Below are 21,300 nucleotides of genomic sequence, written 5' to 3' on the forward strand. Positions count from 1 at the left end.
AAAATTATATGAACAGGCGGTTGTACAAGCGAATTAAAATAAAGTGAATAAAATATGAAAGGCAAGTCATGTAAATAGAAAAGGTGATCGTTAAAAATGAGTAAAGCAATAAGTCCTTTTTTCTTTAATTCGTTTCCAAAGAGCGGGACACATCTTATGTTTCAAATACTAACAGGAATTCGTTCCCTAACATTTGATCAAAATCTACATCTCTATGAAGGGATCTCAGCTCAATTAGCTGAACATCAGCGCGAGTTAGAGAAACTAAAAGAGAACGAATTTTTGTCTGGGCACATTTATTATTCCACACCTTGGGAGAAGATTCTTCAAGATCTCGATATGAAGCAAATCTTTCTCTATCGAGACTTGCGTGATGTTGTTGTCTCTTATAATTATTATATTGAGAAGATAGATGCTCCTCTTCATCAATACTTTCAGCAAAAAGAACTCTCTAAAAGCGAACGAATGTTATTAATCATAAGAGGAATTCCTGAAGTAGGTCATCAAGATATTCATGATTGGTTTTCGGAATTTAAAGGATGGTTAACGGCACCTAACGTGCTTTCTATAAAGTTTGAAGAACTATTGAGAAGTGAAGATTCGCTAGACCAATCCGTTCAGAAAATCGTAAAATTTATTATGGAAGAAGAACTTGAAAACCTCGATCACACCGTTATCCAGCGTGCGAAAGAAAACATTTCAACTCAAGACTCTGCTACGTTCAGAAAAGGAACAATCGGTAACTGGAAAGAAGAGTTTGATGAAGAGATTTCTGATGCCTTCAAGAAGACAGCTGGTCATTTGCTCATTGAGTTAGGATATGAAAAGGATTTACTTTGGTAAACAACTAAATCCTGAATGAAGAATACTTATCTACCTTGAAGAATCGTAACGAAATTTGTTGCGGTTTTTTTATTAAAATATGTGAGAATAATGACATAACGGATAAAACAGTTTTAAATACAAAATTTTTACTTTCATCTTTTTTGAAAGTGGTACAATAGTACAAAAGTAGGTGAAATTTTCAAAAAGGAGTGCGCACAATGGGTTTAGTCTTGGAAAAGGATTATATCGAATACTTTACTAATAACAGAGAAGAGTTCCAAGAATCTTTATTAAGTGAAGCCCGAAATGTTCGTGGAAAAATTGAAGAAATAATGTTGGTTGGTAATATCGATTTATTGTCTAATGCTCATAAACTTGTAATGTACACCATCCAAGGGAAAGACCGTGAATTAGAAGAATTTGCAAAAATTGAAGGTGTTTCGTGGGCATCTCATAGCCTTACGCTAGCATTCAAACTTGAATGGGTTCATGCCATTCGAAGAACTGTTTGGAAATACTTGCAGGAATATAATAAATTGAACGATATTGAAGTAGAAGCAGAGAGTTTTTTTATCACAGAGAGACAAATTAATGATTGCATTGATAAATTTTTGAATGAATTTTTTTTAAGTTATTCAGAATACAAAGATAAGCTAATCGAGTCTAAAAATACACTTGTTGAAAACCTTTCTGTTCCAATTATACCGATCACATCTAAGGTTTGTGTGCTTCCGCTAGTTGGAAATATTGATACATATCGAACAGACTCAATTGAAGAAAAGGTTCTTTTAGAAATCAGCAGACTTCGCATGGGTACTTTAGTTATTGATTTATCGGGTATCGCTCAAATGGAGACAGAAGCGATTGCGCGCATCATGAAAGTAATGGAAGGTGCGAACTTGATGGGGTGTGAGTGTGTAATTACTGGTTTACGTCCCGAAATTGTACGCAAAATAACAACTATCGGATTGTCTTTTGAAAGCAAAGCTCAGACAAAAGCTACACTTCAGCAAGCTTTAGAGGATTTCTTTAGATAGTTATAGTTGTAAATGGTGTACACCTCAATAATGGGTATACACCATTTTTATTTTATAGATCTACTAATTCTTTTCTAAAATGTATGTCCGCCGCTCCTGGAGTAGGTAATCCTTCCCAACGAAACAGTTCTTGATAGCCATGACGCTCATAGAATCCCGGTGCTTGAAAGGTGAAGGAAGTCGTGAAGACGTGTGTGCTACCACGTGCTATAGCTTCTTGTTCAAAATCGTGAAGTAATTTTGTACCAAGCCCATCCTTACGAACATCTTCCAGCACCCATGTCATAGATATTCAAGCGGCAACTCCCCAAGTCCAGCCACTTATGCCTGCTGCAAGTTCACCATGATTATCTATAATTTGTATCGTCAGTTCTCGAGCAGCAGGAGTTCCGATCGTTGAAGCGGCGTTCACTTTGTCTAATTCATCAGAAAGTCGCTGATCTAAATCAGCATTTCCTTCACCAACTAACACCTTGTAATGATCTTTCATTTGTTTACTCAACTCCTCAATAGTTAGATTAAAAATGAACGTTTTGTATGTAAACAGTATATCAAATGGTTAAATCACTTGGTTGAGTTGATATTTGAAATGGGAGTGGAGATCAGCTAGGACAGTATATAGTAAAGTTAGACATATTCATGATCATTTTGAGTAAAATGAACGTTTATAGGTGGTCAGTTTCAAATCCTAGGTGTTCAACCTCATTTACAGGTGAAGATTCGTAAAACGTTGGTGGTAAACATAACTTTACAGGTGAAAATCATCCATTTAGCGGTGAACGTGTAAGAAATATAAAAACACGTTCCGTACATACACAATTTTAATTCAAAGCATAGCAAAACCCCCGATCACGACGGTCGGGGGTTCCATTCAGAAAGAGTAATTATCCTTTAAAATTACTTCTTTTTGCTTTTTTTCTTACATTTTTTGTGCTTTTTATTACAATCGCATTTTGTTGGAGAACCAGGATCAATCACTTCTTTAATGACTTTCTCCTTATAAACGTCACGGCGAACATATTTAATGTGTTCACGTTTTACACGAATGATCGGATGAACGAAAGTGACTTCTTTCTCTGTATATGAATCCTCAATGATATAAATAGGATCACAACAGATTACCTTTTTCTTTTCTTTTTTACAATGCTTGTCTTTACCCAAGATAGCACCTCCTACATTTCATACTTTAGTAGATGCAGTTGGAGGGTAAATTGATCTAGACAAGTCACTATTTTTATCAATTATAAGGGAAAGTCCTATTTTTAAACATCCCAAAAATCACTTAATTTTGATGTGTCTTCTTTCTTTTTAACAATACTTAGTACAATTCTCATTGTAGTTCCGTCAGGTCTGTAGGTAGGATCGTTTAACAGTTTCTGTACTTGATTGGAAGGGAACTTTCCGGCTTCTTGCAGCCATTGTAGGTCTAAATTGTGTTTTTTAATCCACGTATTTAATTTTGTATTCATTTTTTTCTCTCCCATAAAGTCTATCTGTTTATAATATATCATTACTTTAAACAAACTTCTACATATTTTGTACATATGTTAAACAACGATTTGATCAATGATGAGAGTAGAGGATTTCACCTTACTCAGTTGAATGATTATTAAGGTAGTTAATGAGTATGGAGGACATAGATGAAGAAGAACATTTCTATTAAACTTTTAACAATCAATGATCTGCAAGCGTTATTTATAATGCAACAAGAAACAGAGAGTTTTTTCAGCCATATGCACCAGAGAGAGAGTCAGATTTTTATTCTTTAGATGGTCAAGCTAGGAGATTAAAAGAGATGGAAGAGCGAAAAGAGAAAGGGTTAGGGTACTCGTTTGGCATCTTCCTTCAAGATAGAAAGGGATGATAGGGTATTCTCCTGATAAAGTACATAACAGTAAAGGGTATATGACCCAAGCACTTCCGATCCTTATGGATTTTGCGTTCAATGATCTTAACTTCATCGAATAGAAGCAGAAGTTATGCATCATCATATAGGTTCTCTTAAGATATTGTTGAAAGCTGGATTTCACAAAAAAGGAATTTCAAAGAAAAATGTGAAAATCAATGGCAAGAGGGAGGATGATCAAGTTCTTGCCATTTCTTAATGAAGATGATTTTTGACATCTAGCTTGTAGAAAAGCAGGCTGCGATTTACAGCCTGCTTGATCCTAATGTTTCTTAGACAGAAGATTGAGAACCGGGACGTTTATTCAATTCTAGTTCTCCGTTTTCAGCCATCATTAAGTTGTTTACATATGCCGCGAGCGCTAATTCATACCTTACACGTTTGCTTGCATCTACAAAATAAGCTTCTTTTACAATGCCAGAGAGAGAATAACGGTGTCCTTTATAATCGACGTTCAATTCGGTAATTTGGTTGAATTTAAATTTCTCTACAGGTTTACCGTCCAGATCTGTTAAGAGGTAATCGCTATATTTCTCGTTGCAGATTCTCGCCACTTCTTCCATGACCTTAAACGCCTCGTCTGGATTTTGTCTGTAGTTGAGGATAAGGCTTTCGTTTACTCGCCGCATCCCGCGGTTTCCGTTTTGAAGCTCGTTGATACTTCCATAGGAAACGGTGTATAAATATCCGTCGTATTGACGAATCTTCAAGTGGCGCATGCTAATTTCCTCGATTTTGCCTTGTTTGTTACCGTTGATGATCACATAATCACCAAGGTTGATCTGTCTTTCAAACAAGTAGGCTAGCCCCATAATGTAATCTCGTATAATATGTTGAAAAATCAATGCGAGAGCACCGGCGACAACGACAGAACCTGTTACAAGTCTCGCTAGATCGAAGAAATGACTAAAAACATAAATGAAGAAGAACACCAATCCAAGCACCTTGATCACTTGATCTGTAAAGTGCATCAACGTTTCTTCACGGTTTTCATCTAGAAAACTTGTTTTATCAAAGAATATTCGAACTGATTTTCTTATAAAGTATGCGGTGATTACGATAACAAAAGCCACAATTAAAATTTTTACAGGCAATTTATTAAACCATTCTAAGTTAAACATTCTTTCAACTCCCACTCTCACTATACCAATAGAATGCGGAAAATAAGCAAAATTATTTTCTAATTCCAATGGATTTTAAAAGATATTGGGAGAAAGGTCAATCAAGGAAACATGAAATTTCTCATTTTATTATAAAATGTTGGTATTGTGACTTGTGTGATAAGGAAAATTTAAATTTGTGTATAAAAATGTCTTCAAATAAAGAAGCCTTTTAAACTCTTACTTAAGCAGGCGTTAAAATAAACTGTTCGGTTTCTTGGACCGCAATTAATTGATAGGTATGGCTTTTTAATTGTTGTCTGATTTCTATGGGGATAGTGAGTCTTCCTTTTACACCTATTATCGGGGTAAATCGTCTTTCGTTCATCTTATCAATGATGATGATTCCATCTTTAACATCAACGCCTACTTTTTCTCCAATTTGAAACTGAAATTCTTCTCGCCATACAACAGGGATGTGAAAATATCCTTTCTTGTTGTCGTAAAATTTATTTAATACAACTGACATAGTGTCACCCCATCAAATGAATTCCAAAATATGTATACTTATACTAATTTGTTTATTTTTATAAATGTTACCATAAGATTTCTGAATTGTTCAATGATTTTTGGTTTTATCTTAACAGTAATACCCTTTGGAATTCAGGAACTTTCCAATCTCTATAACGTAAATCGAGATAAGAAGATTTGATCATATTCTTGTGAACGATGAGTATAGGTAAGAACAATTTCAGAAAGAAAGAATGGGAGTATGAGTTGTATAAAGATAAGTCACTTGAAGAAAAGGAATTACAATTAAAACCAAGAATTCAGTCAGGTAGCTAATGAAAAGGAAGTCTTACAAATCCGGATGTTGTAAAAAAGAGTCAAGAACTTGATCAAGTTTTATCTACCATTTAAGAGAATAACTTAAAAAACAAGTCAGGAAGATAAGCTGTAACACTTATTTCCTGACTTTTATTATTAGTTAATGATTCTGTTGTCTATGATTGTTGATTTAATATCAACATCAATTGGTATCGTAGGGCAATCCTTGTTTCAGTCCATTTTGTTCCAAACTTCAGGATATTTTGATTTAACAGGAAAACCAAGTTCTAAACCATCATTGCCGAACATAAGAATCGCACTTTCAAAGACTTCTTCAATGTTCTTAGTATTAATGAGGAAAAAGAATTCATACTTATCTTTGTACAATGTACATTTTATAAACAAAACGCATAAAAATAAGAGGTCAATACTATTTCTGCCCTTGGAGTGAGTCTTATGAGCAAGAAGCGTTATCCGTTTGTATATCCTGCAGATCCACCTCCAGATAACAATGATAATGGCAATAACAATAGCTCGAATACGTTTCAATATAACCCACCGAATAATGCAGGAAATATACTAGGTATTATAGGAGGAGTTATTACTACTGTAGGCGATGCAGTGACGACAATAGGAGCAATTATACAGCTTAATTCTGATGTGGCGAGTGATTTTGAGTCACAAGTAGATGATTTTCAATCAGACCAAGAAAAAGATAAAATGCAGAAAGAAATCGATGATCTTCAAAACAAAGTGGCAAGCTTAGAGAAATTGATTAGAAGTAAGCTGAGCTAATTCTTTTTCTCTTACATAGTTGGAACCGAAACAACTTTTTTGAAATTACTTGATGTTTGATCATAGATAAATGGAAAATCTCCTCTTATAAATGCTGCACCAAACGTTTCACCTGTTATACAACGTTGTAAGTTGTTCACTGAACCATCCTCTCGTAAATGCATCGGTTTGTTAGTTTTTTTACATTTATTTTCCTAACTAATACCAATTAATGTTAATTTAGAGTAGGATCTATAAAAACTTCCAACCGATAAAGGAGAGGGGAATATGAAGAATATTCATAAGGGAAGACATGTAGCAGCGGTGGAGGGAGACTTTGTTGTTTTTGTAATTGGTATGCGAGTGAATAAGCTGCTTTCATTTTCTAAGTGGATACCTGTATTTAAAGCCATGGGTCCTATGATAAGAGAACTTTATCACAACCCTGACATCGGTTTTTTACATGCAGAATTTCATTTTAGTTGGAGAAGAGTAACACTGATTCAATATTGGAAAAGCTTTGATCAACTCGAAACTTATGCACACGGTAAAACTCACTCAGTAGCTTGGAAAGCATTCAACAAAAAAATAGGTGACGATGGTAGTGTAGGTATCTTTCATGAAAGCTACAAAATTGAAAAACGGAGTGCAGAAGCCATTTATAACAATATGCCAAGAATTGGACTTGGAAAAGCTTTTTCGTTAGCCTCCGTAACGAAACACACTCAAAGTGCTAGAGAAAGAATGAAAAGTGATAGCAGTTGATCTATCCTCCTATGATAGATCTTTGTTATTTTTCTAATAAACACTTGAAACCGAAGAATTGATTCACGGAATGGCGATGGAAGATGAGAGTAATGAAATCGCCATCCAAAAAGTCATGCAATTAGCTAATAATGATAAAGAACTTCAAGAAAGATATAGAAAATCATTATTTGAAGAAAGAGAATTAAAGCTTTGGAAGAAGGTCCCAAACATGACTAGTGACCATCCAGAAACTTTGGAATGGATAGCTCTTATTGGACAATTAAATCGGTTTATTAATGAGGATCCCGGTTGTTTAAATGTTCAAAATATCAGTAGAAGGCTGGATGAAAAAAGAGCAGAAACATTTGATGGTGAATCAGAAAAAAACTCTCTAAACCCTTTAAACATCTAACTTTGTTAAGTTTTAAATTTGATTAAATAAGGTAAAAACTTAAAAAATAATATATAATCTTTTTAGTATAGAGTTGTTCATCATAGTGCAGGTAACTTTTAGAAGAGTATCTTGCGACTAAAATGGTCATTCTATGGATATTACATATTATTTTTACGATTTGAAAGGAGATTCATGGATGGATTCAATTTGGTTAGAGTACGGATGGGCATTATTGATTCTAATTGGTCTTGAAGGTCTGTTATCTGCTGACAATGCCCTTGTACTAGCGGTTATCGCAAAACATTTACCTGAGGATCAGAAAAAACGAGCGATTAGTTATGGGATTATTATGGCATTCGTTTTCCGATTTGGTGCACTTTTTGCAATTTCGTTCATCGCGAACGTTTGGCAGATCCAAGCGATTGGAGCAGCTTATCTGTTATACCTTGGATTAAAACATGTGATTCAAGCTAAATTCGGTAAACAGAACGAAAAGATTCAAGAAGAAGTAGAGGAAGAAGCAAAAGGAAAAGGATTCTGGCCGACAGTTGGTAAGATCGCGATCGCTGACTTAGCATTTGCGATCGATTCGATTCTTGCTGCAGTAGCTTTAGCGCTAGGACTCCCAGATTCCCCACTTGGTGACTTTGGTGGAATGGATGCAGGACAATTCATCGTAGTTGTTCTTGGAGGAGTTGCGGGTCTGATTCTTATCAAGTTTGCAGCAACATGGTTTGTTCAATTACTTGATAAACGTCCTGCACTTGAAACAACAGCCTATGCAATTGTTGCTTGGGTTGGAGTAAAGCTAGCTGTAATTACACTTGCTCACAAAGATATCGGGGTATTAAATCACGATTTTCCACACAGTACAGTTTGGACTGTCATCTTCTACGGTGTATTAGTGGGTATCGCACTAATAGGATGGTTTGCACCGGCTAAATCGAAGAAAACCGAAACATCTTTATAAAAAAACAACAAGAAAGTCAGCGGAATAATCTGCTGACTTTTTTCATTTCCCATGATTTTCTTATATGAAAATAAAATGGAGGGCTTATCTTGTTCTTTTCCGAATTGTAAACAGATGAAATATCATTAGGATAAAGCAAATGATTATGCTAATTAAGAGTCCAACTAAACCTTGCATCATAACCCATCCTGTTGTAAAGGTTCTGAAAATCCAAAGATACCAAAACCCCCCTAATAATATAAATAAGGGTCCAGCAAAAAGATGCAACTTTTTGTTCCATTTAAAAACGATATATGTAGCACTAACCATTAAAATTGTATATAAGGGCGGGATATGGAGTTCAAATCGAGATTGAGCGTCTTCAGGTGATTCATAAGGTTGATTTAATTCAACGAAAGTAAAAACGATTGTAAAGAAAGCTAAAATGGTTAATCCCCATATGGCTCCTCTATTTGCTAAGTTCATCAATAACTCTCCTTTCATATAACCACTTTATTCCATTATATGTTAAATTTCGTTATGAAAGTAAATTATTTATGTGTACGTTGTATACTTACTCGTTTAAATTTCTTTAAGCCAAGAAGGATTACCATGATTTTATATGGAAGTTTTTATTCTCATGAATCAGGATACTAATCTGCATTAATACGATATAAAGGACGTGGCATTTGTGGAAGCAACGGAAATATTAAAAATGAATAAGCAAAGGTGGGAGGTATCAGCCGAACGCTTTTTCGGTCGAACAGCACTTCCAGAATACGGCCCATTTACATTAAGTGAACTAGAACTTCAGTTATTTGGTTCGATATGCGGTAAAAAGGTTTTGGACATTGGTTGTGGTAGTGGTCATTCTTTGCAATATATGGGGAAAGAAGGGGCTAAAGAATTATGGGGATTAGATCTGTGCACAAAACAGATCGAGACTGCGAAATCGGTGCTAAAAAACCAACAAGCAGAGGTGAAATTAATAGAATCTCCTATGGAAGAAAACCCAGGGTTACCGATCGGATATTTTGATATGGTTTATTCGATCTACGCTTTAGGCTGGACAACAGATTTAAGTCGAACTTTTTCTCATATATACGACTATTTAAAACCTGGTGGTACGTTTGTCTTCAGTTGGGAACATCCGCTTCACGATCGATTGAAGTACGAGGAATCTTCGTTCACCTTTAACAAATCTTATGTGATTGAAGGACCGGAATATAATGAAGGTTGGCATAATCTAGCTGTCATTCATCATAGAAAGTTAAGCACATATATAAATGCTATGATTGATGCTGGCTTTGTGTTAGAAAAAGTAATAGATGATGTTTGCTTACCAGTTGAGCATTCTAAGGATCCTTCCAGATGGTATTCTACTCAAAAAGCAAACCTTGTTCCCGCTACATTTATAATAAAAGCGTCTAAAAAGTAGATTGCTGCTTTAAAAGGAGCTCACCGATGAATAGATGGAAACCTCAAGAATTTACTACAGATGACAGATTATATGTTGCACATGAGATATTTGAGACCCTTTTAAGGAAGTATGAAGAACGTTTAATTTCCGTAGCCATTGAAGGGTCAACTGCTAAAGGAATGGATCGTCCCGAGTCAGATTTGGAGTTGCGTGTAGTAGTGGATGGAAGAGAGAGTGAATGGTATGCTTTCTTTTATAAAGAAATGTTCGTAGGGATTAGTTTTAATACAGTTGAGAAGATTCATTCGAAAGCAAGAAGCATGGATTATGAATGGTGTGTTAAGGGAGATGTGTTTTTTACGAGTAAGATACTTTATGATCCAACAAACTTATATGAGACTCTAAAAGAAATAGCATTGGAAACGGAGTCACAAACAAATTTCAACATCTTAATGAAAGATGCTCTTGCAGACATGTATGAACATGTTTATAAAATATTCACATTGAAAGATTCAGACTCGATTGTAGCTGCACATGAGTCACGGCAAGTAGCATATTGGACTACTATGTTAGTTGGGTTAAAAAATCGGCACAAATTCTTATCAAGTAGATCCATGTATGAAGAAGCTTTTAGCTTTCAATCTTTGCCAGACCATTTTGAAACAAACATCAAAGAAGTACTATCGTTACATACAGATGTAGAAAAATTAAAACGCTTTGTAGGCGATCTATGGAGTACCACTTCAGATTGGGCAAGAATACACGGTATTCGCCTTGAAGAGGATTATTTATCCTTTTTGTAAGTACTGCAAGTACTACTTAAAATTGAAAAACAACAAAAAGGTATGAACCTTACATCTTGGAAAGGAGAATGCATATGACCAGTTTTGTAGATAGCCCAAACGGTGTTTTTCCATCGGTTTGTTCTTTAGACTGTCCCGATCAATGTGGGTTGCTCCTCCATAAAGAAAACGGAAAAATTGTAAAAGTTGAAGGTGATCCGGATCATCCGGTCACGAAGGGCTTTATTTGTAATAAAGTTCGAAACATGACTGAACGCCTATATGATGAAAAGCGGTTAAAATATCCGATGAAGCGTATTGGAGCGAAAGGTGAAGGACATTTTGAACCAATAAGCTGGGATGAAGCGATTAACACCATCACTGCGAAATGGAAGGATTTGCTTCAAACCGAGGGTGCTGAGAGCATTCTGCCATACAGCTTTTATGGAAATATGGGTAATCTTGCAGCTGAAGGAATGGACCGCCGTTTTTTTCATAGACTAGGAGCTTCAAAACTAGATCGAAGCATCTGTAATTCAGCAGGTGCAGCGGGCTACAAATATACGATGGGTGCGAGTTTCGGTATTGACCCTGAGGATACCATTCACTCCAAACTGTTCATTTTCTGGGGGATTAACGCTGTTAGTACGAATATGCATCAAGTTTCACTTGCCCAACAAGCACGTAAACAAAATGGAGCAAAGATTGTCGTCATTGATGTTCATAAAAATCAGACTGCTAGATTTGCAGACTGGTTCATCCCCATCTTACCAGGAACAGATACGGCTCTCGCATTGGGATTGATGCATATTCTCTTTGCTGAAGATATGGTGGATGAACCGTTTATGGACCAATACACTGTTGGACATGAAGAGTTACGAAAACATGTTGAGCAGTATGATCCGATTACGGTTTCAAGCATCACGGGTGTACCTGTAGAGGATATTTTGAAACTTGCTCGGATGTACGGTCAAACATCTCCTGCGTTTCTACGCATTGGAAACGGACCACAACATCATGATAATGGTGGAATGTTTGTGAGAACAGTCTCTTGTTTGCCGGCTTTAACAGGTCAATGGCTTGTAAAAGGTGGAGGAGCGATAAAAGGGAATTCAGCTTATCTTGCGTTTAACACTGCTAATCTACAACGGCCAGATCTGCAGGCAAATAAAAACACACGTGTGATCAACATGAATCTGCTTGGAGAAGCCTTGCTCACTTTAGATCCTCCTATAAAATCACTTTTTGTATATGGGACGAATCCGGCTGTTGTAGCACCTGCGGGGAATAAGGTTCGAAAAGGCTTGGAACGAGAAGACCTGTTTACAGTGGTTCATGATTTATTTTTAACGGAGACCGCAAAATATGCTGACATCGTTTTACCTGCTACGTCTTCGTTTGAGAACACAGATTTTTACACGTCATACTGGCATCATTACATTCAGCTTCAACAGCCTGTGATCGAATCTTACGGGGAATCAAAGTCTAATGTAGAGGTGTTCCGTCTCCTTGCTAAAGGCATGGATTTTACAGAAAAAGCATTTGAAGAAACAGAAGCAGAACTGATAGATCAAGCCTTAGATTTACGTTCAAATCCGAGTATTGAGCAAATAGACTTTGAGGTACTGAGTAAAAAACAATACGTCAAGGCAAAGGTGGAATTTCCAACAGAGCTCCCAACCCCGAGCGGAAAAATAGAATTATATTCTGAGAAAATGAAGCAGGACGGCTATCCTGCACTACCTACTTATATTCCTTTAGTTAACGATTCTGATCATCCACTACAATTTATTGCAGGGCCGAATCATAACTTCCTTAACTCTACGTTTGCCAACCAGGACAAACATACACGGTTAGAAAAAGAACCTGAGATTGTCTTGAATCAGTTTGATGCAGATCAAGCAGGAGTTAAAGACGGAGATAGGGTACGCGTGTGGAATGAACAAGGAGAATGTATACTAATAGCCAGTGTTGGTGAGAATGTTCTCCGTGGTGTAGCGGTTACCCAGGGGTTATGGGGAGCAGATCAAGACACGAAGCATCTAGTCAATTCACTAACGCCTGATCGTATAGCAGATATGGGTGGTGGAGCAACGTTCTTTTCTGGAAAAGTGAGTATCAGTAAGTATTAGAAATCAATATAATCTAAAGAAGCTCTCCTTCTTTTATGAAGGAGAGCTTCTTTATTAACATGTTAGAGACTAATGCAAAATTTCTAAACGTACAAAGTTGGGAAAAAACCAAATACATACCTATGTTTATAAGGTCTATTTAACTATAATTTTCCCAAGTTCTTTTCATAGGTTTATAGGTATAATTAACTACACAGAGGTCTTTTGTGTAGTTCTTTTTTATTATGCGTGCTGTTTGAATGAGAAAGGGTTGAGAATTTGAAGCAGATGTTATTACCGAGTAAATTATTATTACAATGGCATCCTACAAAAAATAAAGGTATAGAACCGTGCCAAACGAGTTTTGGCAGTTATGAATACATATGGTGGGTTTGTTCAAAAGGACATGAATGGGGAGCGACCATTCGTGAGCGATATAAAAAGAACTTGGAATGTTCCGATTGTGTCAGAGAAGAAAGGGCGTTAAAGCGATCGTATCAGTTTGGAGAGGTTAAACGTGAGACATTAGCGGAGGCCGATCCTGAACTCTGTCAACAATGGCATCCAACACGTAACCTAAATCTTACTTCTGGAGATGTAGATAGCAAGGAGGTTTGGCCGCAGAGATGGTGGGTGTGTAAAAGAGGACATGAGTGGGAAGAAACGGTGAAAGATCGTGTTCACAACCCAAAAAGTGTGTGTGTCTATTGCTCAGATAAAAAGGCTTACGAAAAGAACTGTTTGGCAACCGTTCATCCCGAGCTAATAAAAGAATGGTCTACCATTAACAATGGGATAACTCCACAGGAGGTAGTGTACAATTCAAATGAGGAAGTAGCGTGGGTATGTGAAAAAGGACATGTTTGGCGGGAAAAAATTCGAAAAAGAATTAAGAATAAGTCCCGTTGTCCAGAATGTATAAAAATAGAGAATTCTCTTTTTATGATGTATCCAGAGATTGCAGCTGAATGGCATCCTGATCGCAATGGTACATTGTTTGGTGTACATAAAACAGCTAAAGATGTTTCCGTTACTTCATACAATAACGTTTGGTGGCTCTGCAAAAATTGTGGTGATGAATACACAGCTAGAGTGAAAGACCGTGTAAAAGGAGTCGGGTGTCAAACTTGTTCAAACAAGTAAAAAACAATCAGTTATCCATTTGCTATAAACTTGAAAAATACTTACACTAAAAAGCAGAAGATAGTCCGAAGTTTAGATCGTTAAAGGAGGAAATTATGGAAGTTTTTATAGATTATTTAGCAAGTATTAATGACCCTGATCAACGAAATCGAATGGAAGAAGTTTTGAAGTGGGTTGCAAAAAAGTTCCCTTCTTTAGAACCACAATTCAAGTGGAATACTCCGATGTATACCGATCATGGAACATTTATTATTGGAATCTCTATGGCTAAACAGCACATTAGTTTAGCACCTGAAGAAGTAACGATGGTGAAGTTTGCAGACGATATTAAGAAGGCTGGTTATACGTTTACAAAAGGGTTGTTCCGCATTCGCTGGAAAGATGAAGTGAATTATGAACTGCTTGAAAAAATAATTTCATTTAATATAGAGGATAAAGCTCATTACACAAAATTTTGGCGTGAATAATATAAAGTTAAATTTTAAAAATTATTTTTCAAAGCAGGAGAAATGTATTTTTTATTGAATAATTAACGGTGTCTTACCTAAATGAAATCGAAGAGTTACTTTGTTAAAATGGTAGGTCAACGATCTAATATCCTATTTAAAAGGTGGTTGGAATAATGGAGACATCTAACAAAGTTATGATTACAGTGGAAACGACCGTACATAAACCGATTGCAGAAGTTTGGAAATACTGGACAGAGCCTCAGCATATTACAGGTTGGAGTTTTGCGTCTGATGAATGGCACGCACCTAAAGCAGAGAATGACCTAAGAGAAGGCGGAAGGTTCCTTACGAGAATGGAAGCAAAAGATGGCAGCTTTGGGTTTGATTTTAGCGGAGCATACGATGAAGTGAAAACAAATGAATTCATTGCTTATACGTTAGATGATGGAAGAAAAGTAACCATTACTTTTGTCGGTTTGGAAAATGACACGAGAATTGTTGAAACGTTTGAAGCAGAAGCGTCGAATCCGGTTGAAATGCAAGAAGCCGGTTGGCAAGCATTTATGGACAATTTTAAAAGATATAGTGAAGCTCAAAACTAATACTGTTTTATAAGAGAGAGTGCATTTCTTTAAATAGAAATGTGCTTTTTTGTTTGCCTATATTTTGAGCTCGCGGAACTTAAGAAAGTCTTAAGATTTTTGCTAACTAAATATAAAGGATTGCTGTGTAGAATAAAGATAATTTCAAATATATGCCATGCTATAATGCAGAAGGGAGTGTGAGGAAATGAATGATTTTAATGTGTTAGTTGTAGATGATGAAAAGGAAATTCGTGATGCAATCGAGATCTATTTAAAAAATGAAGGAATAACCGTTGTTCAGGCTAGAGATGGAATTGAGGCTTTAGAGAAATTAGATGAACAGCCTATCCATCTTATTGTGATGGACATTATGATGCCAAAGTTAGATGGGATCTCAACCACCTTTAAAATACGAGAACAAAAAAACATACCCATCATTATCTTAAGTGCAAAGAGTGAAGACACCGACAAAGTACTAGGACTGCAGATTGGTGCCGATGATTATGTGACAAAACCATTCAATCCTCTGGAGCTGATCGCTCGTGTTAAATCTCAGCTAAGGCGTTACATAACTTTGGGTACATATGAAGGCAAAAGGAATTTCATCGATCTGAACGGCCTAACTCTCGATAAAGAAGCAAAGGAAGTTGCTATAAACGGTGACTCTGTAAAACTAACTCCTATCGAATACAAGATTGTGGAGTTGCTTATGTCATACCCTGGAAGAGTTTTTTCCATTAATGATATTTATGAACGGGTTTGGAAGGAACCTAGTTATAATGCCGAGAACACGGTTGCGGTACATATTCGCAAGATCAGAGAAAAAATCGAGATTGATCCGAAAAATCCTAGATATTTAAAGGTGGTATGGGGAATTGGATATAAAATGGAAAAATAGAACCAAATTCTTTGTTTGGGTAGTATTGTTGACCTTTGGGTTAAGTGGGATCGTTTCAATACTTGAGAACGGACACTGGTATTTTAAGAAGGATTACTTTCATACAGAAGAATTTAACGCAGAGTTTGAAGAGTTTATTAATTTTTTGAGTATATCTGAAGTCAATTATCTATCTAAAGACGAGCTAAAGAACAATATTAAAGTTTCAAAAGAAGAAATTGAAGAGCATCGTACTCGCTATGGAAGTTTGTCAGAGCAAGTAGCGGATATCAAAAACCAATATGAATATCAGATTGATGAAGCTAAGGCTGCAAAAGACGAAGATATTGTGAAGCTTTATGAACAACAAAGAGATGCAAAAATAAAAGATATCATGGAAAACTTTAAAAGTGACGAACACATCGAAGCAAAGATTGTGAAGGAAAAGGAAAAAGAAATAAATGACTTTGTAAAAGAAAGGCAACGTTTTATCTCAGACTATGATCCTAACCGACTAGGTTTCAACTACTATTTAGTAGATTTAAATACAAAAGATGTGTATACAAATGTACGGACAATAGATCGTCCAGCGGAACTTAAAGGAAAATCCAATCTATTCACGAAAGAATATTCCTCTTCATCTGAAGATGGCAATCTGGTCATAAACGAACAAGATTTCTTTTCTGATTACGACTATAACGAATATTTGACACAAAATACAAAGAACCTTCAGGGTATCATCACTCTTCCTAAAGAAGGCAGCTGGTTACAAAAGCAAGTAGATGATTTTGAGAAGAGACAATCTTTCTTTTATGGGATTTCAGTTGCAAGTATTCTACTACTTATCACGGTAATCATATGGGGAAGAAGACTTCATCCACTAAAGATGATTATATCTTCGGATAAAAAGAACATTTATCGAAAAGTGCCGATTGATATTCGTTTAGGAAGCTTACTGATCAGTATGTTTTTTGCATATATGACAATCGTCATGAATGCCCAAAACTACGATCATCTTGCATTTTCAATCATGTATAGTGATGGTCTATTTGAATTTCTGATTACAGCGTTTGTGGTAGGTATCACATTAGTTCAAGGGGTATGGATCTACCGTGATGTTAATAACAAACCGTTGTATCGAGATGCGTTCATTATTAAGTCACCAAGATGGGTTTATCGATTAGTTTCTGATGCCTTTTACAACCGAAGCGTTGGAATTCAAATTATGTTGCTTCTCCTTGTCATCTTTTTGTCAGGTTTCGGTGCAGCCGTTGTATTCTATCAACCTATGGCATTTGTCGTTTATTGCATTCTTTTTTTGCTCTTCACCTTACCCGTACTCATCTACCTTTTTAAAAGGATAGGGTATTTTAATCGAATCATTCAGCATTCGAAAGAACTTGCGGCAGGACAGATGGAACAAGATCTGCCTCATAAGGGAAAATCGGCATTAGCAATGCTTGCAGGTAACCTTAACCTACTCAAGTATGGTGTGAAAACATCTAAACGGGCTGAAGCTAAAAGTGAAAGGCTTAAAACGGAGCTGATTACGAATGTTAGTCATGATTTAAGGACTCCGTTAACATCCATCATCACATATACGGAACTCTTAAAATCACAAGAAGTAACAACAGAAGATCAGAATGCATATCTAGAAATCATAGATCGTAAGTCAAAACGTCTGAAAATCTTAATTGACGATCTGTTCGAAGTTTCTAAGATGGCAAGCGGGAATCTGGAATTGGTTAAACATAAGGTGGATATCGTCCAGTTGCTTCAGCAGTCCATGGCCGAATACAACGAAACCATTAAGGAATCATCATTAACTTTTAGACTAGCAACACCTAGTGTTCCAATATTTGCTCATGTGGATGGACAAAAAATGTGGCGTGTCTTCGATAACCTAATAGGCAACGCACTAAAGTACTCTATGGAGAATACTAGAGTATACGTGTCCGTTTCAGAGGAAAATCAAAAGATTGTCGTTTCATTTAAAAATGTCTCGAAATATGAACTAGGCGGAAACTTTGAAGAATTATTTGAGCGATTCAAACGCGGAGACACATCACGTCATACGGACGGTTCAGGTTTAGGGTTAGCTATTGCAAAATCTATCGTAGATCTTCACGAAGGTAGCCTGGATATCGACGTTGACGGTGATCTGTTTAAGGCGACGATTGAATTGGACGCGGTGAAATGATGAAAGTGAACAAAAAATTCTTACTTGGTGTGACCATTGTGGTGTTAAGTATTTTCGGTTTTGCAGATAATGCAGGTAGTCCTAATATGAAGGAATCGGTTCATGTTACTGAGATCCTTCCAACAAGTGAATAAGTTTTGAAAGCACTTCTTCTAGTCGAAGGAGTGCTTTTCATTTGTTGGCATGTTGAAGTGAGGGGGAATTGTTACTTGTAATTGGAAATGGACAGATTAAGAACGGAATTGGACAGATAAAATACCTAATCGGACAGATTTCATTCAAGAATGGACAGATTATCCTTTCAATCGGACAGATTAGCAGAAAGCTCCCATATAAGTTGATTGGAGTGTAAGGTGCGAGACTCCTGCGGGACAGGTGGGCAGGTGAGACACTTAAAAGTGAAACGTTAAGAATGTGGCTCACCGCCTGCCCTGCGGAAAGCGAAGCACCTGGAACGGAGATCAACGACTTGCAAAAATCCCACGAAAACAAACAACGACCAGAAGTTATCTGGTCGTTGTCCCATTTTCAGGTGAAACTACACTCAATTTATTGTTGAATCTCAAACATATAACGATTCGTCTGCACACTCACTCCGAGTACAATCCCCATTAACATCATGTTGGACAAAAGTGAACTGCCTCCATAACTTAGGAACGGAAGAGTAACCCCAGTTACCGGCAACAGCCCAATATTCATACCGATATTCTGAAAGATTTGGAACGAGAGAAGTCCTATAATCCCGGAACACATATATCCGCCGAAAGAGTAGTTCGACTTCACACCTAAAATCACAATTTTATAGATCAACAAAAAGAACAAACTGACCACTATGGATGTCCCAAGAAAACCAGTGTCTTCCCCAATGATGGAAAAGATAAAGTCTGTGTGGGCTTCAGGTACATACATGATTCCTTCCATCCATCCCTTACCGGAATACCAACCTGAACCGATCGCTGTAATCGCTTGTTTCGTTTGGTATCCTTGGTCGGTGTATTCAAACGGATTTAACCAGCCGTTTATCCTACTTCGTTGGTGAGGAAGAAGTAAGACGAGCAGTTTCGTCTGAAAAAAGTCATTGAATTTAAAATAGATGACGATTAATGCTGTCAAGACGATAGATGGCAATGAGATAACCGCCAAAATGATCTTCCAGCTTACACCTGATATGAATATGATGGATAGAATGATGGAAAGGTAGAGCATGATCATTCCTGAATCTGGCTGGATGGCGACAAAGATAATAGGAGCTAAACTTGCTAGTCCCATTTTGTAAATTAGATATAGATCCGATTTTATCGTTCGCTGAATATATTGGTAATTGTGAGATTCAACGATATTACTGAGAACTAAGATCAAAGCGATCTTCATAAATTCAGAAGGCTGAAAAGAGCCAAGGAAAGGTAATTGATACCACGCTTTTGAACCGTTGATCGGCTTTGCAATACTTTCTGGTGCAAAAATTAACATCACAATAAAAAATAAAACAATCCCATAAAAATACCAAGACATTCTTTTAAGCTGCTCAAAATCTAAGCGTGCAATAGCGAGCATCAAAATCGTACTAAGTGTGTACCAAAAAATCTGCTTCGGAACAAAATTATCATTATATTGACCAGACTGTTGGCCGCTATATATAAACATCAAGCTAATAATTGACAATAAGAAGAGTATAAATAGAATTCCGTAATCTAACTTATCTATAAATGTTTTATTATCTGGAGTATTCATGTAACGCACGTCTTCCTTTTTTTCATTATTTTACCAAAAATAATGATACCACAATTTGACTAGAATGATGTAAATTTAAGCGATTTCAATATGTTGACTTGATAAAATAGTGTGATAAGATTAACTTACGACCGTTCGGAAGGTGGACTGTGAAATGACTTACGATCAATTAAAACAAAATGCACTCATTCAATTTGCACAACTTGGTTATGAAGGTGCTTCTTTGTCGGTAATCGCAAATGAGGTAGGCATAAAAAAACAATCGATCTATACTCATTTTAAGAGTAAAGATGATCTCTACATACAAACATTTCATGATGCAACAGATTGTGAAATCGATTTTGTACAACAATTTATTAAAGATCAACACTCTAATGAGCTAAAAGATGCTTTATTTACATTTTTAACAGAGTATTTAGAACGATTCGAGCAGAACAATAATATGAAATTTTTTATGCGTACAATTTTTTACCCGCCTGTTAAGCATGAAGAAGTGATTAAAGTTGAAAGTAATAAGTTTGTTGATTGTTTGGAGACTTTGTTTATTGAGCTTTTCGAACAAAATTCGGATGAACTAAAAACGAATATTACACCAGAAACAGCAGCTCTTGCATTTTTGACCATGTTAGATGGACTTCTTGTAGAGCTAATCTATGGAATTCCAGAACGTCTGCAAAAAAGGTCTAAACAGTCATGGTCCGTTTTCTGGCGGGGAATTAGTTGTGAAAGTGGTGAATTGTAATGAATCGTTCATGGGGTTATGTTCTTTTAGGATCAGTATTTGAAGTGTGTTGGGTGATCGGTCTAAAGCACTCTAACACTATGTTAACTTGGACGGGTACAACAATCGCGATCATCTTCTCTTTTACACTGCTTATCTTGGCCACGAAACACCTACCTGTAGGTACCGTATATGCTGTATTTACTGGCTTAGGTGCAAGTGGGACCGTGTTGATGGAGATGCTTGTTTTTGGAGAACCCTTTAGAATGCTAAAAATTTTACTGATTCTCGTCCTTCTTGTTGGAGTTATGGGACTAAAATTAGTAACAGGAAAACCAAAATCAGAAGGAGGGGTTCAATAATGGGCTGGATCTTTCTGGTGTTTGCAGGTCTTTTTGAAGTAGTAGGTGTAACAGGTATGAACCTTGTTGCTAAGAAGAGGAGCGTTATATCTTTTCTTGTTCTTGTTGTAGGATTTAGCAGCAGTTTTCTTTTGTTGAGTCTCGCTATGCGATCTTTACCTATGGGAACGGCTTATGCGATTTGGACGGGAATTGGTACAGTGGGTTCCGGAATCGTCGGAATCTTGTTTTATGGTGAATCAAAAAGTAGGCTACGAATACTTTTTATGGCAATGGTGCTCAGTGCCGCAGTTGGACTTAAACTGATCAGCTAAGAGGGAATTCTATAGAAGTTAGTAGAATACCCTGGTTATACACTTT

General features: G+C 36.5%; 28 protein-coding genes and 1 pseudogene. 20 read left to right on the forward strand and 9 right to left on the reverse strand.

From position 1 onward, the window contains the following. Window positions 1-96 precede the first annotated feature (96 nt). Together ACFS5O_RS13245 and ACFS5O_RS13250 are read left to right on the forward strand one after the other, a co-directional pair. Window positions 97-843, forward strand: coding sequence for a sulfotransferase domain-containing protein (locus ACFS5O_RS13245; protein WP_205726457.1), 747 nt, complete (start codon window positions 97-99; stop codon window positions 841-843). Window positions 844-1,043: 200 nt separating this feature from the next. Continuing rightward, window positions 1,044-1,862 carry an STAS domain-containing protein gene (locus ACFS5O_RS13250; RefSeq protein ID WP_205726456.1) on the forward strand — a complete coding sequence of 273 codons (819 nt, stop codon included), beginning with the start codon at window positions 1,044-1,046 and terminating at the stop codon, window positions 1,860-1,862. 52 nt (window positions 1,863-1,914) lie between these two features. Here ACFS5O_RS13250 and ACFS5O_RS13255 read toward each other — a convergent pair whose 3' ends face one another. From ACFS5O_RS13255 to ACFS5O_RS13280, 6 genes are all read right to left on the reverse strand, one after another. Next, window positions 1,915-2,148, reverse strand: a complete 234-nt coding sequence (locus ACFS5O_RS13255; RefSeq protein WP_205726455.1) for a GNAT family N-acetyltransferase — start codon at window positions 2,146-2,148, stop codon at window positions 1,915-1,917. 6 nt (window positions 2,149-2,154) lie between these two features. Beyond that, entirely contained in the window at window positions 2,155-2,352 is a 198-nt protein-coding gene (locus tag ACFS5O_RS13260) for a hypothetical protein (protein WP_205726454.1), read from the reverse strand. Window positions 2,353-2,759: 407 nt separating this feature from the next. Then, the gene (locus tag ACFS5O_RS13265; RefSeq protein WP_205726453.1) at window positions 2,760-3,023 is read right to left on the reverse strand and encodes a hypothetical protein; all 264 of its coding nucleotides are present in this window, start codon (window positions 3,021-3,023) and stop codon (window positions 2,760-2,762) included. A 101-nt stretch (window positions 3,024-3,124) separates the two neighbouring features. Beyond that, window positions 3,125-3,331: a hypothetical protein gene (locus tag ACFS5O_RS13270; RefSeq protein ID WP_205726452.1), complete on the reverse strand. Its 207-nt coding sequence runs from the start codon at window positions 3,329-3,331 to the stop codon at window positions 3,125-3,127. Window positions 3,332-4,040: 709 nt separating this feature from the next. Beyond that, window positions 4,041-4,889 (reverse strand): mechanosensitive ion channel family protein, encoded by an 849-nt coding sequence (locus ACFS5O_RS13275; RefSeq protein WP_205726451.1) that lies wholly within the window; start codon window positions 4,887-4,889, stop codon window positions 4,041-4,043. 223 nt (window positions 4,890-5,112) lie between these two features. After that, the gene (locus ACFS5O_RS13280; protein WP_205726450.1) at window positions 5,113-5,397 is read right to left on the reverse strand and encodes a hypothetical protein; all 285 of its coding nucleotides are present in this window, start codon (window positions 5,395-5,397) and stop codon (window positions 5,113-5,115) included. A 326-nt stretch (window positions 5,398-5,723) separates the two neighbouring features. On the opposite strand from ACFS5O_RS13280, the pseudogene ACFS5O_RS13285 reads away from it, so the two are divergent. Together ACFS5O_RS13285 and ACFS5O_RS13290 are read left to right on the forward strand one after the other, a co-directional pair. After that, window positions 5,724-5,789: pseudogene (locus ACFS5O_RS13285) on the forward strand (Spo0E family sporulation regulatory protein-aspartic acid phosphatase); the annotation flags it as partial. 363 nt (window positions 5,790-6,152) lie between these two features. Then, window positions 6,153-6,491, forward strand: coding sequence for a hypothetical protein (locus tag ACFS5O_RS13290; RefSeq protein ID WP_205726449.1), 339 nt, complete (start codon window positions 6,153-6,155; stop codon window positions 6,489-6,491). Window positions 6,492-6,502: 11 nt separating this feature from the next. On the opposite strand, the gene ACFS5O_RS13295 is transcribed toward ACFS5O_RS13290, so the two are convergent. Continuing rightward, on the reverse strand, window positions 6,503-6,631 hold the full coding sequence (locus tag ACFS5O_RS13295) for a hypothetical protein (RefSeq protein ID WP_318300224.1): 129 nt from the start codon (window positions 6,629-6,631) through the stop codon (window positions 6,503-6,505). 127 nt (window positions 6,632-6,758) lie between these two features. On the opposite strand from ACFS5O_RS13295, the gene ACFS5O_RS13300 reads away from it, so the two are divergent. From ACFS5O_RS13300 to ACFS5O_RS13310, 3 genes are all read left to right on the forward strand, one after another. Continuing rightward, on the forward strand, window positions 6,759-7,235 hold the full coding sequence (locus ACFS5O_RS13300) for a DUF4188 domain-containing protein (RefSeq protein WP_205726448.1): 477 nt from the start codon (window positions 6,759-6,761) through the stop codon (window positions 7,233-7,235). A gap of 70 nt (window positions 7,236-7,305) precedes the next feature. Continuing rightward, window positions 7,306-7,629, forward strand: a complete 324-nt coding sequence (locus tag ACFS5O_RS13305) for a hypothetical protein (RefSeq protein ID WP_205726447.1) — start codon at window positions 7,306-7,308, stop codon at window positions 7,627-7,629. Window positions 7,630-7,807: 178 nt separating this feature from the next. Further along, window positions 7,808-8,581, forward strand: a complete 774-nt coding sequence (locus tag ACFS5O_RS13310) for a TerC family protein (RefSeq protein ID WP_205726446.1) — start codon at window positions 7,808-7,810, stop codon at window positions 8,579-8,581. An 84-nt stretch (window positions 8,582-8,665) separates the two neighbouring features. On the opposite strand, the gene ACFS5O_RS13315 is transcribed toward ACFS5O_RS13310, so the two are convergent. Then, window positions 8,666-9,046: a hypothetical protein gene (locus ACFS5O_RS13315; RefSeq protein ID WP_205726445.1), complete on the reverse strand. Its 381-nt coding sequence runs from the start codon at window positions 9,044-9,046 to the stop codon at window positions 8,666-8,668. 205 nt (window positions 9,047-9,251) lie between these two features. Between ACFS5O_RS13315 and ACFS5O_RS13320 the strand changes: the two genes are divergently transcribed. The 10 genes from ACFS5O_RS13320 (at window position 9,252) to ACFS5O_RS13365 (ending at window position 18,478) form a co-directional block, all read left to right on the forward strand. Continuing rightward, window positions 9,252-9,998, forward strand: coding sequence for a class I SAM-dependent methyltransferase (locus ACFS5O_RS13320; protein WP_205726444.1), 747 nt, complete (start codon window positions 9,252-9,254; stop codon window positions 9,996-9,998). A gap of 26 nt (window positions 9,999-10,024) precedes the next feature. Then, a complete protein-coding gene (locus tag ACFS5O_RS13325; RefSeq protein WP_205726443.1) occupies window positions 10,025-10,783 on the forward strand; it encodes a kanamycin nucleotidyltransferase C-terminal domain-containing protein in 759 nt (252 codons plus the stop codon). A gap of 74 nt (window positions 10,784-10,857) precedes the next feature. Continuing rightward, window positions 10,858-12,894, forward strand: coding sequence for a molybdopterin oxidoreductase family protein (locus tag ACFS5O_RS13330; RefSeq protein WP_205726442.1), 2,037 nt, complete (start codon window positions 10,858-10,860; stop codon window positions 12,892-12,894). Window positions 12,895-13,161: 267 nt separating this feature from the next. Then, entirely contained in the window at window positions 13,162-14,016 is an 855-nt protein-coding gene (locus tag ACFS5O_RS13335; protein ID WP_318300281.1) for a zinc-ribbon domain-containing protein, read from the forward strand. 95 nt (window positions 14,017-14,111) lie between these two features. After that, a complete protein-coding gene (locus ACFS5O_RS13340; RefSeq protein WP_205726440.1) occupies window positions 14,112-14,483 on the forward strand; it encodes an iron chaperone in 372 nt (123 codons plus the stop codon). A gap of 155 nt (window positions 14,484-14,638) precedes the next feature. Next, window positions 14,639-15,067, forward strand: coding sequence for an SRPBCC family protein (locus ACFS5O_RS13345; RefSeq protein WP_205726439.1), 429 nt, complete (start codon window positions 14,639-14,641; stop codon window positions 15,065-15,067). 187 nt (window positions 15,068-15,254) lie between these two features. Beyond that, the gene (locus tag ACFS5O_RS13350) at window positions 15,255-15,947 is read left to right on the forward strand and encodes a response regulator transcription factor (RefSeq protein ID WP_205726438.1); all 693 of its coding nucleotides are present in this window, start codon (window positions 15,255-15,257) and stop codon (window positions 15,945-15,947) included. After that, window positions 15,925-18,126 carry a sensor histidine kinase gene (locus ACFS5O_RS13355; protein WP_205726437.1) on the forward strand — a complete coding sequence of 734 codons (2,202 nt, stop codon included), beginning with the start codon at window positions 15,925-15,927 and terminating at the stop codon, window positions 18,124-18,126. The genes ACFS5O_RS13350 and ACFS5O_RS13355 overlap by 23 nt, the downstream gene beginning before the upstream one ends. Further along, entirely contained in the window at window positions 18,123-18,260 is a 138-nt protein-coding gene (locus ACFS5O_RS13360) for a hypothetical protein (RefSeq protein WP_205726436.1), read from the forward strand. The genes ACFS5O_RS13355 and ACFS5O_RS13360 overlap by 4 nt, the downstream gene beginning before the upstream one ends. 68 nt (window positions 18,261-18,328) lie before the next feature. Then, window positions 18,329-18,478 carry a hypothetical protein gene (locus tag ACFS5O_RS13365; protein ID WP_205726435.1) on the forward strand — a complete coding sequence of 50 codons (150 nt, stop codon included), beginning with the start codon at window positions 18,329-18,331 and terminating at the stop codon, window positions 18,476-18,478. A gap of 197 nt (window positions 18,479-18,675) precedes the next feature. On the opposite strand, the gene ACFS5O_RS13370 is transcribed toward ACFS5O_RS13365, so the two are convergent. Then, window positions 18,676-19,857 carry an FtsW/RodA/SpoVE family cell cycle protein gene (locus tag ACFS5O_RS13370; RefSeq protein WP_205726434.1) on the reverse strand — a complete coding sequence of 394 codons (1,182 nt, stop codon included), beginning with the start codon at window positions 19,855-19,857 and terminating at the stop codon, window positions 18,676-18,678. A gap of 154 nt (window positions 19,858-20,011) precedes the next feature. Between ACFS5O_RS13370 and ACFS5O_RS13375 the strand changes: the two genes are divergently transcribed. From ACFS5O_RS13375 to ACFS5O_RS13385, 3 genes are read left to right on the forward strand one after another with little or no spacing between them, the layout of a single operon-like run. Continuing rightward, a complete protein-coding gene (locus tag ACFS5O_RS13375) occupies window positions 20,012-20,599 on the forward strand; it encodes a TetR/AcrR family transcriptional regulator (protein WP_205726433.1) in 588 nt (195 codons plus the stop codon). Next, the gene (locus ACFS5O_RS13380) at window positions 20,599-20,940 is read left to right on the forward strand and encodes a DMT family transporter (RefSeq protein WP_205726432.1); all 342 of its coding nucleotides are present in this window, start codon (window positions 20,599-20,601) and stop codon (window positions 20,938-20,940) included. Before ACFS5O_RS13375 ends, ACFS5O_RS13380 begins: the two co-directional genes overlap by 1 nt. Then, window positions 20,940-21,254: a DMT family transporter gene (locus ACFS5O_RS13385; protein ID WP_318300223.1), complete on the forward strand. Its 315-nt coding sequence runs from the start codon at window positions 20,940-20,942 to the stop codon at window positions 21,252-21,254. The genes ACFS5O_RS13380 and ACFS5O_RS13385 overlap by 1 nt, the downstream gene beginning before the upstream one ends. Window positions 21,255-21,300 lie beyond the last annotated feature (46 nt).

It is taken from the genome of Fictibacillus nanhaiensis (assembly GCF_042686385.1).
Taxonomy (GTDB): Bacteria; Bacillota; Bacilli; order Bacillales; family Fictibacillaceae; genus Fictibacillus; species Fictibacillus nanhaiensis.

Bases quoted from the DNA above. Each gene is read 5' to 3' on its own strand.
- ACFS5O_RS13245 (WP_205726457.1), top strand. From the start codon at position 97: ATGAGTAAAGCAATAAGTCCTTTTTTCTTTAATTCGTTTCCAAAGAGC.
- ACFS5O_RS13250 (WP_205726456.1), top strand. From the start codon at position 1,044: ATGGGTTTAGTCTTGGAAAAGGATTATATCGAATACTTTACTAATAAC.
- ACFS5O_RS13255 (WP_205726455.1), bottom strand. From the start codon at position 2,148: ATGACATGGGTGCTGGAAGATGTTCGTAAGGATGGGCTTGGTACAAAA.
- ACFS5O_RS13260 (WP_205726454.1), bottom strand. From the start codon at position 2,352: ATGAAAGATCATTACAAGGTGTTAGTTGGTGAAGGAAATGCTGATTTA.
- ACFS5O_RS13270 (WP_205726452.1), bottom strand. From the start codon at position 3,331: ATGAATACAAAATTAAATACGTGGATTAAAAAACACAATTTAGACCTA.
- ACFS5O_RS13275 (WP_205726451.1), bottom strand. From the start codon at position 4,889: ATGTTTAACTTAGAATGGTTTAATAAATTGCCTGTAAAAATTTTAATT.
- ACFS5O_RS13280 (WP_205726450.1), bottom strand. From the start codon at position 5,397: ATGTCAGTTGTATTAAATAAATTTTACGACAACAAGAAAGGATATTTT.
- ACFS5O_RS13290 (WP_205726449.1), top strand. From the start codon at position 6,153: ATGAGCAAGAAGCGTTATCCGTTTGTATATCCTGCAGATCCACCTCCA.
- ACFS5O_RS13300 (WP_205726448.1), top strand. From the start codon at position 6,759: ATGAAGAATATTCATAAGGGAAGACATGTAGCAGCGGTGGAGGGAGAC.
- ACFS5O_RS13305 (WP_205726447.1), top strand. From the start codon at position 7,306: ATGGCGATGGAAGATGAGAGTAATGAAATCGCCATCCAAAAAGTCATG.
- ACFS5O_RS13310 (WP_205726446.1), top strand. From the start codon at position 7,808: ATGGATTCAATTTGGTTAGAGTACGGATGGGCATTATTGATTCTAATT.
- ACFS5O_RS13315 (WP_205726445.1), bottom strand. From the start codon at position 9,046: ATGAACTTAGCAAATAGAGGAGCCATATGGGGATTAACCATTTTAGCT.
- ACFS5O_RS13325 (WP_205726443.1), top strand. From the start codon at position 10,025: ATGAATAGATGGAAACCTCAAGAATTTACTACAGATGACAGATTATAT.
- ACFS5O_RS13330 (WP_205726442.1), top strand. From the start codon at position 10,858: ATGACCAGTTTTGTAGATAGCCCAAACGGTGTTTTTCCATCGGTTTGT.
- ACFS5O_RS13335 (WP_318300281.1), top strand. From the start codon at position 13,162: ATGTTATTACCGAGTAAATTATTATTACAATGGCATCCTACAAAAAAT.
- ACFS5O_RS13340 (WP_205726440.1), top strand. From the start codon at position 14,112: ATGGAAGTTTTTATAGATTATTTAGCAAGTATTAATGACCCTGATCAA.
- ACFS5O_RS13345 (WP_205726439.1), top strand. From the start codon at position 14,639: ATGGAGACATCTAACAAAGTTATGATTACAGTGGAAACGACCGTACAT.
- ACFS5O_RS13350 (WP_205726438.1), top strand. From the start codon at position 15,255: ATGAATGATTTTAATGTGTTAGTTGTAGATGATGAAAAGGAAATTCGT.
- ACFS5O_RS13360 (WP_205726436.1), top strand. From the start codon at position 18,123: ATGATGAAAGTGAACAAAAAATTCTTACTTGGTGTGACCATTGTGGTG.
- ACFS5O_RS13370 (WP_205726434.1), bottom strand. From the start codon at position 19,857: ATGAATACTCCAGATAATAAAACATTTATAGATAAGTTAGATTACGGA.
- ACFS5O_RS13375 (WP_205726433.1), top strand. From the start codon at position 20,012: ATGACTTACGATCAATTAAAACAAAATGCACTCATTCAATTTGCACAA.
- ACFS5O_RS13380 (WP_205726432.1), top strand. From the start codon at position 20,599: ATGAATCGTTCATGGGGTTATGTTCTTTTAGGATCAGTATTTGAAGTG.
- ACFS5O_RS13385 (WP_318300223.1), top strand. From the start codon at position 20,940: ATGGGCTGGATCTTTCTGGTGTTTGCAGGTCTTTTTGAAGTAGTAGGT.